This window comes from Streptomyces sp. NPDC033177, assembly GCF_055577715.1.
Window position 1 is genome coordinate 169,363 of record NZ_JBVIPS010000002.1, and the last position, 15,996, is coordinate 185,358.

At 69.9% G+C, this 15,996-nt stretch carries 16 protein-coding genes and 1 riboswitch; of the genes, 8 read left to right on the top strand and 8 right to left on the bottom strand.

Going from position 1 to position 15,996, the window contains the following annotated elements; genetic code table 11:
- Positions 1-282: 282 nt before the first annotated feature.
- Both ACZ5U5_RS06815 and ACZ5U5_RS06820 read right to left on the bottom strand, forming a co-directional pair.
- Positions 283-1,632, bottom strand: coding sequence for an NYN domain-containing protein (locus ACZ5U5_RS06815; protein ID WP_469017356.1), 1,350 nt, complete (start codon positions 1,630-1,632; stop codon positions 283-285).
- A gap of 34 nt (positions 1,633-1,666) precedes the next feature.
- Complete coding sequence (locus ACZ5U5_RS06820) at positions 1,667-1,906, bottom strand: hypothetical protein (protein ID WP_363208279.1); 240 nt, start codon at positions 1,904-1,906, stop codon at positions 1,667-1,669.
- A 138-nt stretch (positions 1,907-2,044) separates the two neighbouring features.
- Here ACZ5U5_RS06820 and ACZ5U5_RS06825 point away from each other — a divergent pair, with 138 nt between their 5' ends.
- The 7 genes from ACZ5U5_RS06825 (at position 2,045) to ACZ5U5_RS06855 (ending at position 8,334) form a co-directional block, all read left to right on the top strand.
- On the top strand, positions 2,045-2,776 hold the full coding sequence (locus tag ACZ5U5_RS06825) for a rhomboid family intramembrane serine protease (RefSeq protein WP_469017359.1): 732 nt from the start codon (positions 2,045-2,047) through the stop codon (positions 2,774-2,776).
- Entirely contained in the window at positions 2,773-3,054 is a 282-nt protein-coding gene (locus tag ACZ5U5_RS06830; RefSeq protein WP_363208281.1) for an Lrp/AsnC family transcriptional regulator, read from the top strand. The genes ACZ5U5_RS06825 and ACZ5U5_RS06830 overlap by 4 nt, the downstream gene beginning before the upstream one ends.
- Before the next feature lie 119 nt (positions 3,055-3,173).
- Positions 3,174-3,515, top strand: a complete 342-nt coding sequence (locus ACZ5U5_RS06835) for a small secreted hydrophilic protein (protein ID WP_469017363.1) — start codon at positions 3,174-3,176, stop codon at positions 3,513-3,515.
- Positions 3,442-4,947 carry a sensor histidine kinase gene (locus ACZ5U5_RS06840; RefSeq protein WP_469017365.1) on the top strand — a complete coding sequence of 502 codons (1,506 nt, stop codon included), beginning with the start codon at positions 3,442-3,444 and terminating at the stop codon, positions 4,945-4,947. Before ACZ5U5_RS06835 ends, ACZ5U5_RS06840 begins: the two co-directional genes overlap by 74 nt.
- The gene (locus ACZ5U5_RS06845) at positions 4,944-5,606 is read left to right on the top strand and encodes a response regulator transcription factor (protein WP_469017368.1); all 663 of its coding nucleotides are present in this window, start codon (positions 4,944-4,946) and stop codon (positions 5,604-5,606) included. The genes ACZ5U5_RS06840 and ACZ5U5_RS06845 overlap by 4 nt, the downstream gene beginning before the upstream one ends.
- A 75-nt stretch (positions 5,607-5,681) precedes the next feature.
- Positions 5,682-7,094, top strand: coding sequence for an SLC13 family permease (locus ACZ5U5_RS06850; RefSeq protein ID WP_469017370.1), 1,413 nt, complete (start codon positions 5,682-5,684; stop codon positions 7,092-7,094).
- Positions 7,095-7,125: 31 nt separating this feature from the next.
- Entirely contained in the window at positions 7,126-8,334 is a 1,209-nt protein-coding gene (locus ACZ5U5_RS06855) for a glycerate kinase family protein (RefSeq protein ID WP_469017372.1), read from the top strand.
- Here the strand turns inward: ACZ5U5_RS06855 and ACZ5U5_RS06860 are convergent.
- The 6 genes from ACZ5U5_RS06860 to ctaE all read right to left on the bottom strand — a co-directional run bounded on the left by ACZ5U5_RS06860 (position 8,286) and on the right by ctaE (position 15,412).
- Positions 8,286-9,659, bottom strand: a complete 1,374-nt coding sequence (locus ACZ5U5_RS06860; RefSeq protein WP_469017374.1) for an aminotransferase class V-fold PLP-dependent enzyme — start codon at positions 9,657-9,659, stop codon at positions 8,286-8,288. The genes ACZ5U5_RS06855 and ACZ5U5_RS06860 overlap by 49 nt on opposite strands.
- A gap of 167 nt (positions 9,660-9,826) precedes the next feature.
- Positions 9,827-9,943, bottom strand: a riboswitch (SAM riboswitch).
- A 74-nt stretch (positions 9,944-10,017) separates the two neighbouring features.
- Complete coding sequence (trpD, locus tag ACZ5U5_RS06865) at positions 10,018-11,082, bottom strand: anthranilate phosphoribosyltransferase (RefSeq protein ID WP_469017377.1); 1,065 nt, start codon at positions 11,080-11,082, stop codon at positions 10,018-10,020.
- A gap of 136 nt (positions 11,083-11,218) precedes the next feature.
- Positions 11,219-12,850, bottom strand: coding sequence for a cytochrome bc1 complex cytochrome b subunit (gene qcrB, locus ACZ5U5_RS06870; protein ID WP_469017379.1), 1,632 nt, complete (start codon positions 12,848-12,850; stop codon positions 11,219-11,221).
- On the bottom strand, positions 12,847-13,902 hold the full coding sequence (gene qcrA, locus ACZ5U5_RS06875; protein WP_453450544.1) for a cytochrome bc1 complex Rieske iron-sulfur subunit: 1,056 nt from the start codon (positions 13,900-13,902) through the stop codon (positions 12,847-12,849). The genes qcrB and qcrA overlap by 4 nt, the downstream gene beginning before the upstream one ends.
- Positions 13,899-14,708, bottom strand: a complete 810-nt coding sequence (gene qcrC / locus ACZ5U5_RS06880) for a cytochrome bc1 complex diheme cytochrome c subunit (protein ID WP_469017381.1) — start codon at positions 14,706-14,708, stop codon at positions 13,899-13,901. The genes qcrA and qcrC overlap by 4 nt, the downstream gene beginning before the upstream one ends.
- A gap of 83 nt (positions 14,709-14,791) precedes the next feature.
- Complete coding sequence (ctaE, locus tag ACZ5U5_RS06885) at positions 14,792-15,412, bottom strand: aa3-type cytochrome oxidase subunit III (RefSeq protein WP_363208291.1); 621 nt, start codon at positions 15,410-15,412, stop codon at positions 14,792-14,794.
- Positions 15,413-15,591: 179 nt separating this feature from the next.
- Here ctaE and ACZ5U5_RS06890 point away from each other — a divergent pair, with 179 nt between their 5' ends.
- The gene (locus ACZ5U5_RS06890; RefSeq protein WP_363208292.1) at positions 15,592-15,993 is read left to right on the top strand and encodes a DNA-binding transcriptional response regulator; all 402 of its coding nucleotides are present in this window, start codon (positions 15,592-15,594) and stop codon (positions 15,991-15,993) included.
- The last annotated feature ends 3 nt before the right edge of the window (positions 15,994-15,996 follow it).

Here is a 15,996-nt window from a genome sequence, read left to right on the forward strand (position 1 = left end):
GACCCGGTCGGCGGGTACCACCGCTGTCACCCCGGATGGGTGATCAACCGAGCGGAGGTTCGAGGCGAGACCCTAGTGACCTTCTTGTGATCAGTTCAAATCCTGACCGGCAAAAAGTGGGGTGCGGGAGGCATATTTTACCGATAACGCACAGCCGGTGATGATCTCTTGACGCTACGTCGCGCAGTCGGCTCCCCAATTCGGGCATAGGGCGCAGGAGTTACTTGCACCCCTTTAGGAGTGCGAAACCGGCGCGCGCCGGGCGTGAGCAAACGGCGCGCGTCAGCCGCGCGAGAGCCGCTTCAGAAGAACGGCCGAAGCGACGGGCCGCGCCCCCGCCTTCGCGATCCCGTCCGCCACTTCGCGGTCGGTCGAGACGACGACCACGGGGCGCCCGGGAGGCTCGGCGCGCACCAGCTGGCGGATCAGTTCGTCCGCGGTGACGCCCGGCTTGGAGAACAGCACCCGCACCCCGCGCGGCGGCGCGAGCAGCACGGGCGCGGCGAGTTCGGCCCCGTCGAAGACGCAGGTCATCTCGGCGCCGGTCTGCGCGGCAAGCTGCGAGAGCGAACCGAGAAGGCGCAGCCGCTGCTTCTCCAGGGGCATCGTCGGATAGCCGGTCTTGGTGACGTTGTAGCCGTCCACGACCATGTGCGCCTGCGGCAGCGCGAGCAGTTGGTCGATGATCGCCGGGTCGTTCTCGGAGAGGGCGCGTGCGGCGATGTCCTTCGGCGTCATCCGCCCCGGCTCGACGGCGTCGACGGTCTCGGCGGGCCGCACGGAGACGGGCGGCAGGGCCAGTTCGCGGCGCAGCCCCTGGGCGGACTCGAGCACCGTGTCGAGCAGCAGCCGCACCCGCATGTCCTCGACGCTGCGGCCCTCGCGCGCCGCCCTGCGGCTGGCCTCCAGGGCGGCCTCGGTCTCGCTGAGCCGGGCCTTGAGCCGCCGGCCCTCGCTCTCGGCGGCGGACAGCTGTGCCTGGCCGTCGGCCCGCGCGGCGTCGTACTCGGCGGCGGCCTTGCGCAGGGCCGCCTCGCCGCGCTTGACGTCGCTGAGAGCGCCGCGCAGCTTGCGATGCATCGATTCGGCTTCCTTCTTCGCCGACTCAAGCTCCGTGCGCAGCCGCTCGGTCTCGGCCTTCGTCTGGCCGCGGGCCGCCGCGAGTTCCTCGCGCAGCCGTTCGAGCTCGGCCCGGGTCTCGTCGTCGACGCGCTCGGCGTCCGCCCGCAGGGCCTCCTCGCCCGCGGCGGTCACCAGCTTCACCCAGCCGGTGGGACGCAGCACATAGGCCGCGGCCGCCACATCGAGGGGGTCCGCGGCCGGGGGCGGTGAGCCCGCGCCCAGGGCGCCGGTGAGCTCGGGCTGCGCCTCTCTGAGACGTTCGCCGATGCGCTGCCGGAAGAGCGCGTCGCCCTCCAGGGCCGCCGCCATGGCGTTGCCCGCGAACTTCGTGCGCCGGGTCGGCGTGAAGCGGGCGTACTGCCGCAGCTGTGCGGGCAGTTCGCTGACCGTGAGGCCGCCGAAGCCGTCCGAGACGATCTGGACGACCCTCCGGCGCACTCCGTCGGGCAGCGGGCGGTCGAGCACCTCAGCGGCGCCGTCGTCCGGCTCCCCGCTCGCGCTCTCCACCATCCGTCACCCCACTAGCTGTGCGGGGCCCGCTCCGTCAGGAGCCGGCACCCGGCCTGTCCACGAGTTCCACCTGGTCCACCGCGTTGCACCAGCGGCAGCGCACCGACTCGATGGTCTCACTGACCACCTCGCGTTCCTCGATGTTCGACTCACCGGCCAGGTCGAGGTGCACATATTCGACGACCTTCGAACTGCGGGTCACGTCGAAGCGCGTGAGGTTGCCGCAGAGCTGGCAGCGCCACCTGGTGGTGTCGGTCGGCAGAGGAACCGTCATCGTGGCTGTTCGCTTTCCTTCGGAATTCCATGGTGCGTGGTGCCCGTAACCCTAAGGCCTGTAAGGGTCTCCATGCGGCGGCCTCCCACGCGGCGGGGCGCTCTGTACGGTTTACCGCCCTTACGTCATGCTCTGTTCATGATCAGGACTTGGGGTACGACGGCGGGCCGAATGCTCAAGGGGCAGTCCGCCCCGGTGACGTACGGCCTGATCGCCGCCTGTTGTCTGGTCTTCGTGATCTCGCCGGTCTCCGGGCTCAATCCCGCGTACGGCACAGGCGACGACGTGCTCGCCGCCATGCAGGCCTACTTCGAGCGCTGGGGCGTGATTCCCTCCGAGCTGTTCAGCGGCGCGGCGCGGCCCCTGCTCGCCCCCGCCACCGCGCTCTTCGTGCACGGCAGCTGGCTGCATCTGCTGGGCAACATGCTCTTCCTCTTCGTCTTCGGGGCGATGGCCGAGGAACGGATGGGGCACGTCCAGTTCGCGCTCTTCTACGTCGGCTGCGGCTATCTCGCCCTGTTCGCCTACGCGGTCGCGCACGCGGGCTCCGACCAGACCCTGGTGGGCGCGTCGGGGGCGATCTCCGCCGTGCTCGGCGCCTTCCTCAGCCTCTTCCCGAAGGCACGCGTCACCAGTCTCTTCCCGTTCCTCTTCTTCCTGCCGCTGCGGTTCCCTGCGTGGGTGGTGCTGCCGTTCTGGGTGGTGCTGCAGTGGCTCGCGGCCTGGCAGGGCGCGGCGGGTCCCGGGGTGGCGTATCTGGCGCACCTGGTCGGGTTCTCGCTGGGCTTTCTGTACGCATGGGGGCGCTACAGGAGGACAGCTAGAGTGAAGAAGCCAGCACCGGTTACCGAGGGAGACAGTCAGCCGTGATCACCGCGATCGTGCTCATCAAGACCAGCGTGGACCGGATCCCGGAGATCGCCGAGTCGATCGCCGCCCTCGACTGCGTCAGTGAGGTCTTCTCCGTGACCGGCACGTACGACCTGATCGCCATGGTGCGCGTCTCGCGCCACGACGACCTGGCCGACGTCATTCCCGGCAAGATCAGCAAGATCCCCGGCGTGGAGGGGACAGACACGCACGTCGCGTTCCGCACGTACTCGCAGCACGACCTGGAGGCGGCGTTCGCGATCGGCCTCGACTCCTGAGGCGTCCGGTCCCGAGTCGTCCGGTCCTGGCCGCCCGTCGTCCGCCGCGCGTGCCGGATGAGGGTTTCTTCATCTGCGGCTCATGCTTGTGACGTGCTTCGCCCTGCACGCTCACCGTCATGGTCTTCTCCCACCGCATGGCCGCGCTGGCCGCCGTCGTGGCGATCCCCCTCGGCATCGCCGCGACCAGCTACGCCCTGACCGACAGCCCCGAGCCGCCCAAGGCCCCGCCCAAGGTGGAACTGGAGAGCGGTTCACCGTCCTCGGCCCCCTCTTCGTCCTCTTCCTCCTCTTCGCCGTCGCCGTCCGCGAAACCCACCACGCCCCGGCCGACGCCGAGCGACGAGACGGTGTCCCCGCCGCCGGTGAGCGAGAATTCCACGGGCGATGACGACGACGACGGCAACGAAGGCACCGGACAGGGCGACAACGACGACGACGGTCCCGGTGACGACGGCTGAGCGCCCGCACCGCTGGATATCCGCCCGTGTCCGCATCCTGCTCTGGCTGCTCGTGGTGATGGCCGTCGCGCTCACCGCGGTCGCGGCCACCACGCGTTCCGTACTGCTGCGCGACGTCGACCACCGCATCGACCGGCTGCTCGCCCAGGAGACCGGGGAGTTCACCAACCTCGCCCGGGAAGGCGTCGACCCGCACACGGGCCGGAAGTTCACCGCTCCCGATCCTCTCCTGCGGCTCTTCCTCTCCCGGCAGTACGCCGACCCCGACGAGGAGCTGCTCGGTCTGGTCGGCCGCTCCGGCAAGCCGCCCGCCAAGAAGGAGCAGGCACGCGAGCAGCGGATAGATCATCCGCTCGCCGAGGACCCCGCCGCGCTGCGCACGGTCTTCGACTCCCCCGACGCGACCGGCACGCTGCACCGCGACCGGGGCGAGGTCCGCTGGGCCAAGGTGGAGATCGCGGCGAGCGCCGGACATCCGGCGGCCGCGTTCGTCGTCGCCTTCCACCCGGAGGGCGAACAGGCCAAGGCGGGCGACGTGTTCACGATGCTGCTCGCCATCTCCGGCGTCGCGCTCCTGATGACGACCGGCATCGGCTGGGCGGTCGCCGGCCGCATCCTCAAGCCCGTCCGCCTGGTGCGTACGACCGCCGCGCAGCTCACCGAACAGGACCTGACCCAGCGCATCCCGGTGCAGGGCAGGGACGACATCGCGGCACTCGCCGAGACCTTCAACGGCATGCTCGACCGCCTGGAGCGCGCGTTCGCCGCGCAGCGCGAGTTCGTCGACGACGCGGGGCACGAGCTGCGCACGCCCATCACCATCGTGCGCGGCCACCTGGAGCTGATGGGCGACGACCCGGGTGAGCGGGAGGAGACGGTCCGGATCGTCATGGAGGAGCTCGACCGGATGAGCCGCATCGTCGAGGACCTCCTCCTCCTCGCCAAGGCCGAGCGGCCCGACTTCGTCACCCCGCGGCCGGTGCAGCTCGCCGAGCTGACCGCGGACGTCTTCGTCAAGGCACGGGCGCTCGGCGACCGGGACTGGCAGCTGGCCGAAGTGGCCGACGGAGAAACGCATCTCGACCCGCAGCGCATCACCCAGGCGATGGTGCAGCTCGCCCAGAACGCCGTCCAGCACACCGTCCCCGGCCAGCGCATCGGCATCGGCTCACGCAGCACGGCGGGCCGGATCGAGTTGTACGTCGCCGACAGCGGGCCCGGCGTCCAGGCGCAGGACGCCGCGGTGATCTTCGAGCGCTTCCGGCGCGGCACCGCCCGCCGTGGTGCCCGCGCCACCGGCGCCGGACTCGGCCTCGCCATCGTGCGGGCGATCGCCGAAGGACACGGCGGTCAGGTCGAGCTGCGACCCACGGAAGGCGGCGGCGCCACCTTCGTACTCGACCTGCGAGAACAGGAAGCAGGACTGCCATGAACCGGATTCTCATCGTCGAGGACGAGGAGCGCATCGCCTCCTTCGTCGAGAAGGGCCTGCGCGCCAACGGCTTCACCACCAGCGTCGTCGGCGACGGCGACGCGGCCTACGACTACGCCCTGACCGGCGGCTTCGACCTGGTCGTCCTGGACATCGGCCTGCCCGGCAAGGACGGCTTCACGGTCCTGCGGCAGCTGCGCGAGGCCCGCGTGACCACCCCGGTCATCGTGCTGACCGCGCGCGACTCGGTCCGCGACACCGTGGCGGGCCTCGAAGGCGGCGCGGACGACTGGATGACCAAGCCGTTCCGCTTCGAGGAACTGCTCGCGCGGGTGCGCCTGAGGCTGCGTACGGCGGCGGGGGCCCCGGAGGTGACGGTGCTGCGGGGCGGGGACCTGTCACTGGATCTGCGCACGCGCAGGGCGCGTTCGGGCGAGCGGACGGTGGACCTGACGGCACGTGAGTTCGTGCTGCTCGAACTCTTCCTGCGCCATCCGGGGCAGGTGCTCTCGCGGGAGCAGATCCTGTCGCACGTGTGGGGGTACGACTTCGACCCCGGGTCCAACATCGTGGACGTGTACGTCCGGGCGCTGCGCAAGAAGCTGGGTGCCGAGCGGGTGGAGACGGTACGCGGGATGGGGTACCGCCTTCCGGGGTGACATGTCGGCCTGCGGGTGAATTTCCTTTCATCCACGGCTCATTGAGGACTCACGGCCGGGCCGGAGGCTCAGTGCGTGACCCTGAATCCCCGCCAAGCCCTCACCCTCTGCGTCGCGCTGAGCCTGTGCGCGCTGCTCCTGGTGCCGGGCAACTTCCCCGGTCTGAGCGGCGACGCACGCCTCACCCTCGGCGTGTTCGCCCTGGCGACCTGCGCGTGGATCAGCACCCCGATCGACGACACGTACATCGCGCTGGGCGCCGGGCTCGCGCTCACCGCGACCGGGGTGATCAGCAGCGACACGCTCTTCGGCACCCTCGGTGACGAGACGGTCTGGCTGCTGATCTGCGCCTTCGTGCTGGCGGCCGCGGTCGCCCGCAGCGGCCTGGCGGGCCGGGCGGCGGCCTTCCTGGTCAGCGGGGCGCGCACCGTACGGCAGTTGACGCATCTGACGACGGCCGCCCTGGTCGTGACGGCCTTCGCGGTGCCCGCCACGTCGGGCCGTGCCGCGCTCGCGCTGCCGGTCTTCCTGGCGCTCGCGAAGGTCCTCGCCGACCGCAGACGCCTGGTGGTGATGCTCGCGCTGCTGTTCCCGACGGTGATCCTGCTGTCCGCGGTCGCGACCCTGATCGGCGCGGGCGCGCATCTGATCACGGTGTCCGTGCTGTGGGAGGCCACCGGGGAGCGGATCGGCTTCACGCAGTGGATGCTGCTCGGTCTTCCGCTCGCCGTCGCCTCGTCCCATCTGGCGGCGGAGGCCGTCCTGTTGACGACGACGCGGCGGGAGGACCGCAAAGGGCCGGTACACATCACCGTCGAGCAGCTCCAGGAGCACAGCGAGCAGCCGGTCGCCGGGGCCTGGGAGCCCGCGGAGACCCGCTGCGCGCTGCTCCTCGCCACGGTCGTCGCCCTGTGGTGCAGCGAGCTGCTGCACCAAGTCCCGCCCGCCGTCGTCGCGTTGATCGGCGCGGTTGTCGCCTCCTCCCCGGCGCTGGGCACCGTACGTCTCAAGGACGCGCTGAAGACCGTGCCCTGGGCGCTGTTGCTCTTCATGGCGGCGACGATGGCGATGGGCGTCGCGCTCGCCGAGTCGGGGGCGGCGAAGTGGCTGGTCGGCGGGGTCCCCCTCGATGTGCCGCCCTGGCTCTTCCTGGCCCTCGTGGTGGCGGTCAGCACGGCCGCGCACCTGATCCTGCAGTCCCGTTCGGCGCGCTCGTCCGTGCTTGTCCCACTGGTCGTCGCGGCGGCCGTCGGCGCGGGCGTCAACCCGGTCGCCGCCGCGCTCGCCTCCACGGCGGCCGCCGGCTTCTGCCACACCCTGCCCGCCTCCGCGAAGCCCGTCACGCTCTTCGCCGACATCCCGGGCACCCCCACCTACACCCCGCGCGACCTGCTGCGTCTCTCCGCGGTCCTGGCACCGCTGACCGCCGCCCTCGTCCTGCTCTTCGCCGTGGCGCTCTGGCCGCTGCTCGGCGTACCCCTCCGCTGATCCCACCCTTGAACCCACTCTGGAGACCCACGTGCTGACCCACTTCGCCATCGCCCCCAGCGGTTTCAAGGAGTCCCTGTCCGCGCAGTCCGCGGCCGAGGCCATCGCCGAAGGAGTACGCCGTGTCGTCCCGCACGCCGAGACCGATCTGATCCCCCTGGTGGACGGCGGCGAGGGAACCGCGCGCGCCCTGGCCACCTCGGGCGGCGGGCGCCTGGTCGCGCTGCCCGCCACCGGTCCCGTCGGCCAGCGGATCGGCACGCACTTCGCGCTGCTCCCGGACGGCACGGCGGTCGTCGAGATGGCGGCCGTGGCCGGGCTCTCGCTCGTCCCCCGCGACCTGCGCGACCCGGGCGCCACGACGACGTACGGCGTCGGCGAACTGATCGGCGCCGCCCTCGACGCGGGCGCCCGCCGCATCCTGGTGGGCTGCGGCGACTCCGGCACGTCGGACGGGGGCGCGGGGGCGCTCCAGGCGCTCGGGGCCCGGCTCCTGGACGCGGACGGCTGGGAACTGCCGCGTGGCGGGCGGGAGTTGACCCGGCTGAGCCGCATCGACCCCGCGGGCCTCGACCCCCGCCTGCGGGACACCGAGATCCGCGTCGCCTGCAACCCCTTCAACGTCCTGACCGGTGAGCGCGGCGTCGCCCGCGTCTTCGGCCCCCAGAAGGGCGCGACGCCCACGCAGGTCGAACAGCTGGCGGCGGGCCTCGAACACTGGGCGCACGTCCTGACCCGCGACCTGCACGCCACGGGAGACCTCGCCCTCGGCCCCGGCACAGGCGCGTCCGGCGGCCTGGGAGCCGGCCTGGCGGCACTCGGCGCCCAGCTGCTCCCCCGCTTCGACGTCCTCCTGGACCACCTGGACCTGAACGCGCGCCTGGCCCGCGCCGACCTCGTCGTCACCGCCGAGGGCGCCCTCGACCACCAGACGCCCCGCGGCAAGGTCCCGGCCGAAGTGGCGCGCCGCGCCAAACGGTTCGGCCGGCCGGTCCTGGTGCTCGCGGGCACCATCGGTCAGGGCGCCCACCACGTACGGGCGGAGGGTGTGGACGCCTACAGCGCGATCCTGCCCGCGCCGGTCTCGCTCACCGAGGCGCTCGGCCGTGGGGCTGAGTTCCTCACCGACGCGACCGAGCGCGCCCTGCGGATGATCGTCCTGGGGTCACGCCTGAAGGGACGGGCCAAGGCTCAGGCAGTGTTGCTGTCCGGCACGCAACGCCCGTCCTCCGTGCGGTAGTTCCAGCGCGCACCGTCCGCCACGAGCTCCTTGACTGCGCGCACGAAGCGCTCCACGTGCTCGTCCGGGGTGCCCGCGCCGAAGCTCACGCGGATCGCGTTCAGCGACTTCTCGCCGGGCGCGGCCTCGGGGGCACCGCACTCGCCCTGGGTCTGCGGGTCGCTGCCGAGGAGGGTGCGCACCAGCGGGTGGGCGCAGAAGAGGCCGTCGCGTACGCCGATGCCGTACTCGGCGGAGAGCGCGGCGGCGAAGTGCGAGCTGTTCCAGCCGTCGACGACGAAGGAGATGACGCCTACGCGGGGCGCGTCGTCACCGAAGAGCGAGAGCACCTTCACCGCGGGTACGTCGGCGAGGCCCTCGCGCACCTTCGCGATGAGGTGACGCTCCCGGGCGACGAGCTCGTCGAAGCCCGCCTCGGTCAGCGCCTTGCAGGCGGAGGCGATGGAGTACACGCCGATGACGTTCGGCGAGCCGGCCTCGTGCCGCGCCGCGGTGTCGTGCCACTCGACGTCAACGCCGCCGTCCGTACGCCGTGCGACCTTGCGCGAGGCGCCGCCGCCGGCGAGGTAGGGCTCGGCCGCCCGGAGCCAGTCGGAGCGGCCGGCGAGGACGCCCGAGCCGAAGGGCGCGTACAGCTTGTGGCCGGAGAAGGCGACCCAGTCGACGTCGAGCTCGCTGATGGAGACCGGGTGGTGGGGCGCGAGCTGCGCGGCGTCCAGGACGATGCGGGCGCCGTGCGCGTGGGCGGCGGCGGCGAGCTCCTTGACCGGCCACAGCTCACCGGTGACGTTCGATGCGCCGGTCACGCAGACCAGGGCGGGCCCGTAGGGATCACGGTCGGCGAGGGCGCGCTCCAGGGTGGCGACGGCCTGGTCGGCGGTGCGCGGGGCGTTCAGGTACGTCACGCGGGCGTCGCGCCAGGGCAGCAGCGAGGCGTGGTGCTCGGTCTCGAAGACGAACACCTGGCAGTCGGCGGGCAGCGCGGCGGCGAGCAGGTTGAGCGAGTCGGTGGTCGACCGGGTGAAGACGACCTGGTCGTCCTCGCGGCAGCCGAGGAACTCGGCGACGGTGACCCGGCTGTTCTCGAAGAGGTCGGTGGAGAGCTGCGAGAGGTACCCGGCGCCGCGGTGCACGCTGCCGTAGTACGGCGCGTAGGCGGCCACGTCGTCCCACACCCGCTGCAGGGCGGGGGCGCTGGCCGCGTAGTCGAGCGCCGCGTAGGTCACCTCGCCGCCGGTGACGAGCGGCACGGTGACGTCGCGGCCGAGGACGGGCAGCGGGGCGGCACAGAGGGTCTGGTCGGCGGCAGCGGTGGTGACAGACATGGCGAACTCCCGTGGGAAGGCAGGCGAGTTCACTGCGGAAGCGCGCGTACGGCGCCGCAGTGACGAAGAGAAAGGGGGGTGCGGAAAAGGGGCCGGAAAGCCCTATCGCATTCGCTTGCTCACGAGACTGCTCCCTTGAGGACCAGGACCCCAGGGTTGTTCGCAGGGGTCCGCGCTTGCCATGGACCTTGCTGTCCACGGCCTGGTCTTCACCCGGGGCACCCCGCCACGGACGGAGGGTTGCCGGACAGCGAGCCGGGGCCTAATCGCTGTCACTCATGACCTGCGCAGCATCTTGCCACACGATCTTCCCGGTGCCCACCGCAGTCCGGATGCCGGACTGCGGTGGGCGCCACACTCACCTGTTGCTGGCCGCCACCCACAGCTCAAGGGCCTTCTTGGCCGACCCGGAGTCGATCGCCTCCGCGGCCTTCGCGATGCCGGCGCCGATCTGCTCCACCAGGGTCCCCTCGCCGGGCGAGAGGGCCACCAGGGCAGCCGCCGTGTTGAGCAGCACGGCGTCCCGCACCGGGCCCTGCTCGCCGTCCAGGAGGCGCAGCGCCACCTCGGCGTTGTACGAGGCGTCGGCGCCCCGCAGCGCCTCGACGGGGACGAGGTCGATGCCCACGTCCCGCGGGTCGAAGGCCTCCTCGCGCACGGCTCCGTCGCGCACCACCCAGACCCGGGACGTCGACGTGGTCGTCAGCTCGTCGAGACCGTCGTCGCCACGGAAGACCAGGGAGGAGTTCCCGCGTTCGGCGAAGACCCCGGCCACGATCGGTGCCATCCTCGGGTCGGCGACCCCGACGGCCTGGGCCCGCACCTTGGCCGGGTTGGTGAGCGGACCGAGGGCGTTGAAGACGGTCCGGATGCCCAACTGGCTGCGCGCCCCGCCCGCGTGCCGCAGCGCCGGGTGGAACTTCACGGCGAAGCAGAAGGTGATCCCGGCTTCCTCGGCCACCTCGACGACCCGCTTCAGCGGCAGCTCCAGGTTCACCCCGAGCTTCTCCAGGACGTCGGAGGCTCCCGAGGCGCTGGAGGCCGCGCGGTTGCCGTGCTTGACGACCTTCGCGCCCGCGCCGGCGGCCACGATCGCGGACATCGTGGAGATGTTGACGGTCTTGGCGCCGTCACCGCCGGTGCCGACGATGTCGACGGTCCGCCCCGGCACCTCGATCACGTTGGCGTGCTCGTACATCGTGCGGACGAGGCCGGAGATCTCCTCCACGGTCTCGCCCTTGGCCCGCAGGGCGACGACGAAGCCCGCGATCTGCGCGTCGGTCGCCTCGCCGCGCATGATGCGGTCCATGGCCCAGGCCGTGTCCTCGGTGCTCTGGTCGCGTCCCTCGAGCAGTCCGTTCAGCACACCCGGCCAGGAACGGGCCGCCGCGGTGTTGCCTCCTGCGGGGGTCACAGCGCTCATCTGCCGCTCCTGGGTTCGTCTAGGCATGGGACAGGAACACCTTATCCAGCCCGGGGGACGGCAAAGAGCCCCGTCCATGCAGTGGAACGCATGGACAGGGCTCTCGCCGTGGCGACCTTGTCAGAGTCTCAGGTGATCAGTGGTGGCCGTGGCCGCTGGTGATCTCCTTGTACTCCTCGGTGGTGGGCTTGGGGATCTGGTTGTCCTCCCCGTAGTAGCCCTTGGAGAGCTTGGCCCGGAGCTTCTGCGAACCGGTCACCTTGCGCTCGACGCCGTTCTCGTCGACCGAGGGGCCGATCTCGACCGGCGCGTACTGCTCGTGCGCGGTGAGCGTGTGCAGCTGCTCCTGGCCCAGCGGCTCGTGGACCTCGATGAACTCACCGTGCGGCAGGCGCTTGATGATGCCCGACTCGCGTCCGTGCAGGACCTTGTCCTTGTCGCGCCGCTGCAGACCCAGGCAGATCCGCTTGGTGACGACGAAGGCGAGGACCGGTGCCACGAAGAAGGCGATGCGCACGAACCAGGTGATCGAGTTGATCGACAGATGGAAGTGCGTGGCCCAGAGGTCGTTACCACCACCGACGAGCAGCACCATGTACCAGGTGATCCACGCGACGCCGAAGCCCGTACGGGTCGGGACGTTGCGCGGGCGGTCCAGGATGTGGTGCTCGCGCTTGTCGCCGGTGACCCAGGACTCGATGAACGGGTAGACCGCGATCGCGACCAGGACCAGCGGGAAGATGATCAGCGGGATGAACACGCCCAGGACGAGCGTGTGACCCCAGGCGTTGATCTCCCAGCCCGGCATGACACGGATCAGGCCCTCGGAGAAGCCCATGTACCAGTCGGGCTGGGCTCCGGTGGAGACCTGGTCCGGACGGTAGGGACCGAGCGCCCAGATCGGGTTGATCGTGGCGATCGCCGAGATGGCCGCGATCACACCGAAGACCAGGAAGAAGAAGCCTCCGGCCTTCGCCATGTACACGGGAAGCAGCGGCATGCCGACGACGTTCTTGTTCGTCTTGCCGGGACCCGCGAACTGCGTGTGCTTGTGGTAGAAGACCAGGATCAGGTGCGCCACCACGAGCCCGAGCATGATGCCCGGCAGCAGCAGGATGTGCACCGAGTAGAACCGGGCCACGAAGTCGCCGCCGGGGAACTCCCCGCCGAACAGGAACATCGACAGATACGTGCCGACGACCGGGACGGACAGGACGGCGCCCTGCATGAAGCGCACACCGGTACCGGAGAGCAGGTCGTCCGGGAGCGAGTAACCGGTGAAGCCGGTGAACATGCCGAGGACGAACAGCAGGAACCCGAAGACCCAGTTGACCTCGCGGGGCTTGCGGAAGGCACCCGTGAAGAAGACGCGCATCATGTGCACGAACATCGCCGCGAGGAAGATCAGCGCCGCCCAGTGGTGGATCTGCCGGATCAGCAGACCACCGCGCACATCGAAGCTGATGTGCATGGTCGAGTTGAACGCCTCGGACATCAGCTGGCCCTGCAGCGGGATGTAGCTGCCGTGGTACTCCACCTCGTTCATCGACGGGTGGAAGAACAGGGTCAGGTACACACCCGTGAGGATGATGATGATGAAGCTGTAGAGGCAGATCTCACCGAGCATGAAGGACCAGTGGTCCGGGAAGATCTTGCGCATGTTGGCCTTGGCCAGGGAGTAGATCCCCAGACGTCCGTCGGCCCAGTCGGCGACCCGCTCTCCGGCGGGCGCCTCCTTCTTGCGCGTCTCAGTCGTCTTAGTGCTCATCCGCGCTCCCAGAAAGCAGGACCGACGGGCTCAGCGAAGTCGCCGAGCGCCTCGAGGTAGCCCTCTTCGTTCACGCCGATGCGCAGCTGCGGCAGCGCGTGACCGGCCGGGCCGAAGATCACTCGGGCACCGTCGGAGAGGTCGAAGGTGGACTGGTGACACGGGCAGAGGACGTGGTGCGTCTGCTGCTCGTACAGGGAGATCGGGCAGCCGACGTGGGTGCAGATCTTGGAGTACGCGACGACACCGTCGTGCGACCACTCGAGCTCCTGCTTGTCCTTGATGTTGTCCGGCTGGATCCGGACGATCATCAGGGCCGCCTTGGCGATCTCCTTCTGGAAGTCGTGGTCGTGCTCCTCCAGGCCCTCGGGCTTGGCGAAGGTCAGCGAACCGACCTGGACGTCCGACGGACGGAGCGGCTCGTTCGTGTTCATGTTCACGAGCAGCTTGCCCTTGGCCCACAGGGTGTGCCGCAGCTTGTCCTCCGGCAGCGGACCGAGGTCGCGCAGCAGGACGACGCCGGAGAGCGGCACCATGGCAAGCGCGCCGAACATCGTGTTGCGGATCAGCTTGCGCCGGCCGAACTGCGACTCCGCGGCACCGGCCTTGAAGTCGGCCATGACCTTGGCCTTGACCTCGGGCTCGGCCTCGATGGGGTGCCGCTCGTCGGCGACCTCCACGTCGGACATCAGGGTGCGGGCCCAGTGGACCGCGCCCGCGCCGATGCAGAAGAGCGCCACGCCCAGGGTCATGCCCAGGGAGAAGTTCAGCGCGCTGATGTGACCGATCGGCCAGATGTAGACGCGCTTGTCGACCGGGAACGCCACGTACGAGGCGATGAAGCCGATCGTGGCGAGCATCGAGAGCGTGAACAGGAAGGCGACCGCACGCTCGGACCGCTTGGCGGCCCGCTCGTCGATGTCCTGGACACGGTGCTCATGGGGCGGAAGCCCCGGGTCGGCGAACGGGTTCTCGTCCGCGACGGCCACCGAGCCGTGCTCGGTCTCCTGCACGCTGGGCAGGTTCTCTTCTGATTTCTCTTGGCTACTCATGACTTCTTGGCCTTTGCGGTCCGAGCGGCGACCCACACGGCGACCGCGATCAGCGAGCCGAGACCGAAGATCCAGCCGAACAGGCCTTCACTGACGGGACCCAGGCCGCCCAGCTTGAGACCGCCAGGGCTCTCGGTCTGTTCGCCGTTGACCGCGTCGAGGTACGCGATGATGTCCTGCTTGTTCTTCTCCGGCATGATCGTGTCGGGGAAGGACGGCATGTTCTGCGGGCCGGTCTGCATGGCCTCGTAGATGTGCTTCGGGGAGACATCCTCCAACGAAGGGGCGAACTTGCCCTTCGTCAACGCGCCACCCTCACCGGTGAAGTTGTGGCACTGCGCACAGTTGGTGCGGAACAGCTCGCCACCCTTGGCGATGTCCGCCCCGTCCGGGCTGTACTGCTTCTCGGTGGGGATGGTCGGGCCCGCGCCCAGCGAGGCGATGTACGCCGCGAGCTGGTCGATCTGGGCCTGGTTGTAGATGGCCTTCTTCTTCGGCGCCTGGGCGCCCGGCTGCTGGAGCGGCATACGGCCGGTGCTGACCTGGAAGTCGACGGCGGCTGCGCCGACGCCCACCAGGCTAGGACCGTCGGTGGACCCCTGACCGCCGGTTCCGTGGCAGCTGGAGCAGCCCACGGAGTACAGCTTCTTGCCCTCGTCGATGGCGAGGGACTGGGCGGTTTCGTCGGCCTGCGCCTTGTCCGCGGGTGCGAACGCGGCGTACAGCCCCCCGGTGGCCGCCAGCGCGAGGAGTAGGACGACGACCGCCGCCAGCGGGTGGCGTCGTCGTGCGGAGAGCTTTTTCACGGATTACCCCGGTGTCAGGATCTTCTGCGTCGATGCTTCTGGAATGAGTCGGAACGTCGGGCCCGTCGTGAGCCCGGCCCCGTTTACTTGATCATGTAGATCGTGGCAAAGAGACCGATCCAGACAACATCGACGAAGTGCCAGTAGTAGGACACGACGATGGCTGCGGTCGCCTGCTCATGGGTGAACCTCTTGGCCGCGTACGTCCTGCCGAGGACCAGCAGGAAGGCGATGAGACCGCCTGTCACATGCATGCCATGGAAGCCGGTGGTCAGGTAGAACACCGATCCGTACGGGTCGGACGAGAGCGAAAGACCCTCGTGCTTGACCAGCTCGGTGTACTCGAAGACCTGACCGCCGATGAAGACCGCACCCATGATGAAGGTGACGATGAACCACATCCGGAGCTTCTTCACGTCACCGCGCTCAGCGGCGAACACGCCTAGCTGACACGTGAGAGAGGAGAGCACCAGGATCGTGGTGTTCGTCGCCGAGAACGGGAAGTTCAGCGCGGACGCCATTTCCTTCCAGTGCTCAGGTCCTGTCACCGATCGCAGGGTGAAGTACATCGCGAAGAGGGCCGCGAAGAACATCAGCTCGGAACTCAGCCAAATGATGGTTCCGACGCTGGTGAGGTTCGGCCGATTGACCGGCGGGTGCGCGTGCCCGGTATCTACTGTCGTTGCTGTCGCCACGACCGACATTATGTCGGTCGCTTATCCCGCCCTCACCCCGGGGGGTGCCGTTCGGAGTGTCTGCGGGGTGTGTCCTGCCCGTATGGCCCATCGAAGGGCTGTCCGAACCGCTGTTGACGGGGTGTCCGGAGGAGTAGCATCCGCGCATCGGCCCCCGGCCGAGAGCCCCTCAACGAAGCGGAGGAACAATGCAGCCGACCGCCACGGTGCTGGTCTACAGCGACAACGCGAGCACCCGCGAGCAGGTCCGGTTGGCCACCGGACGCAGGCCGGCGGCGGATGTTCCCGCGGTCGAGTTCATCGAGTGCGCGACGCTGCCCGCCGTGCTGAAGGAACTCGACCGGGGCGGCATCGACGTCTGCGTCCTGGACGGCGAGGCCACCCCCGTCGGCGGCATGGGGGTCTGCCGTCAGCTCAAGGACGAGATCTTCCGGTGCCCGCCCGTGCTCCTGCTCATGGGGCGCCCGCAGGACGCCTGGCTGGCCACCTGGAGCCGCGCGGAGGCGGCGGTGACCCTTCCGGTCGATCCGGTCGAGTTCGCGAACTCCCTGGCCTCCCTCCTGCGCGAGAAGCTGGCCGTCCAGGCCTGACGC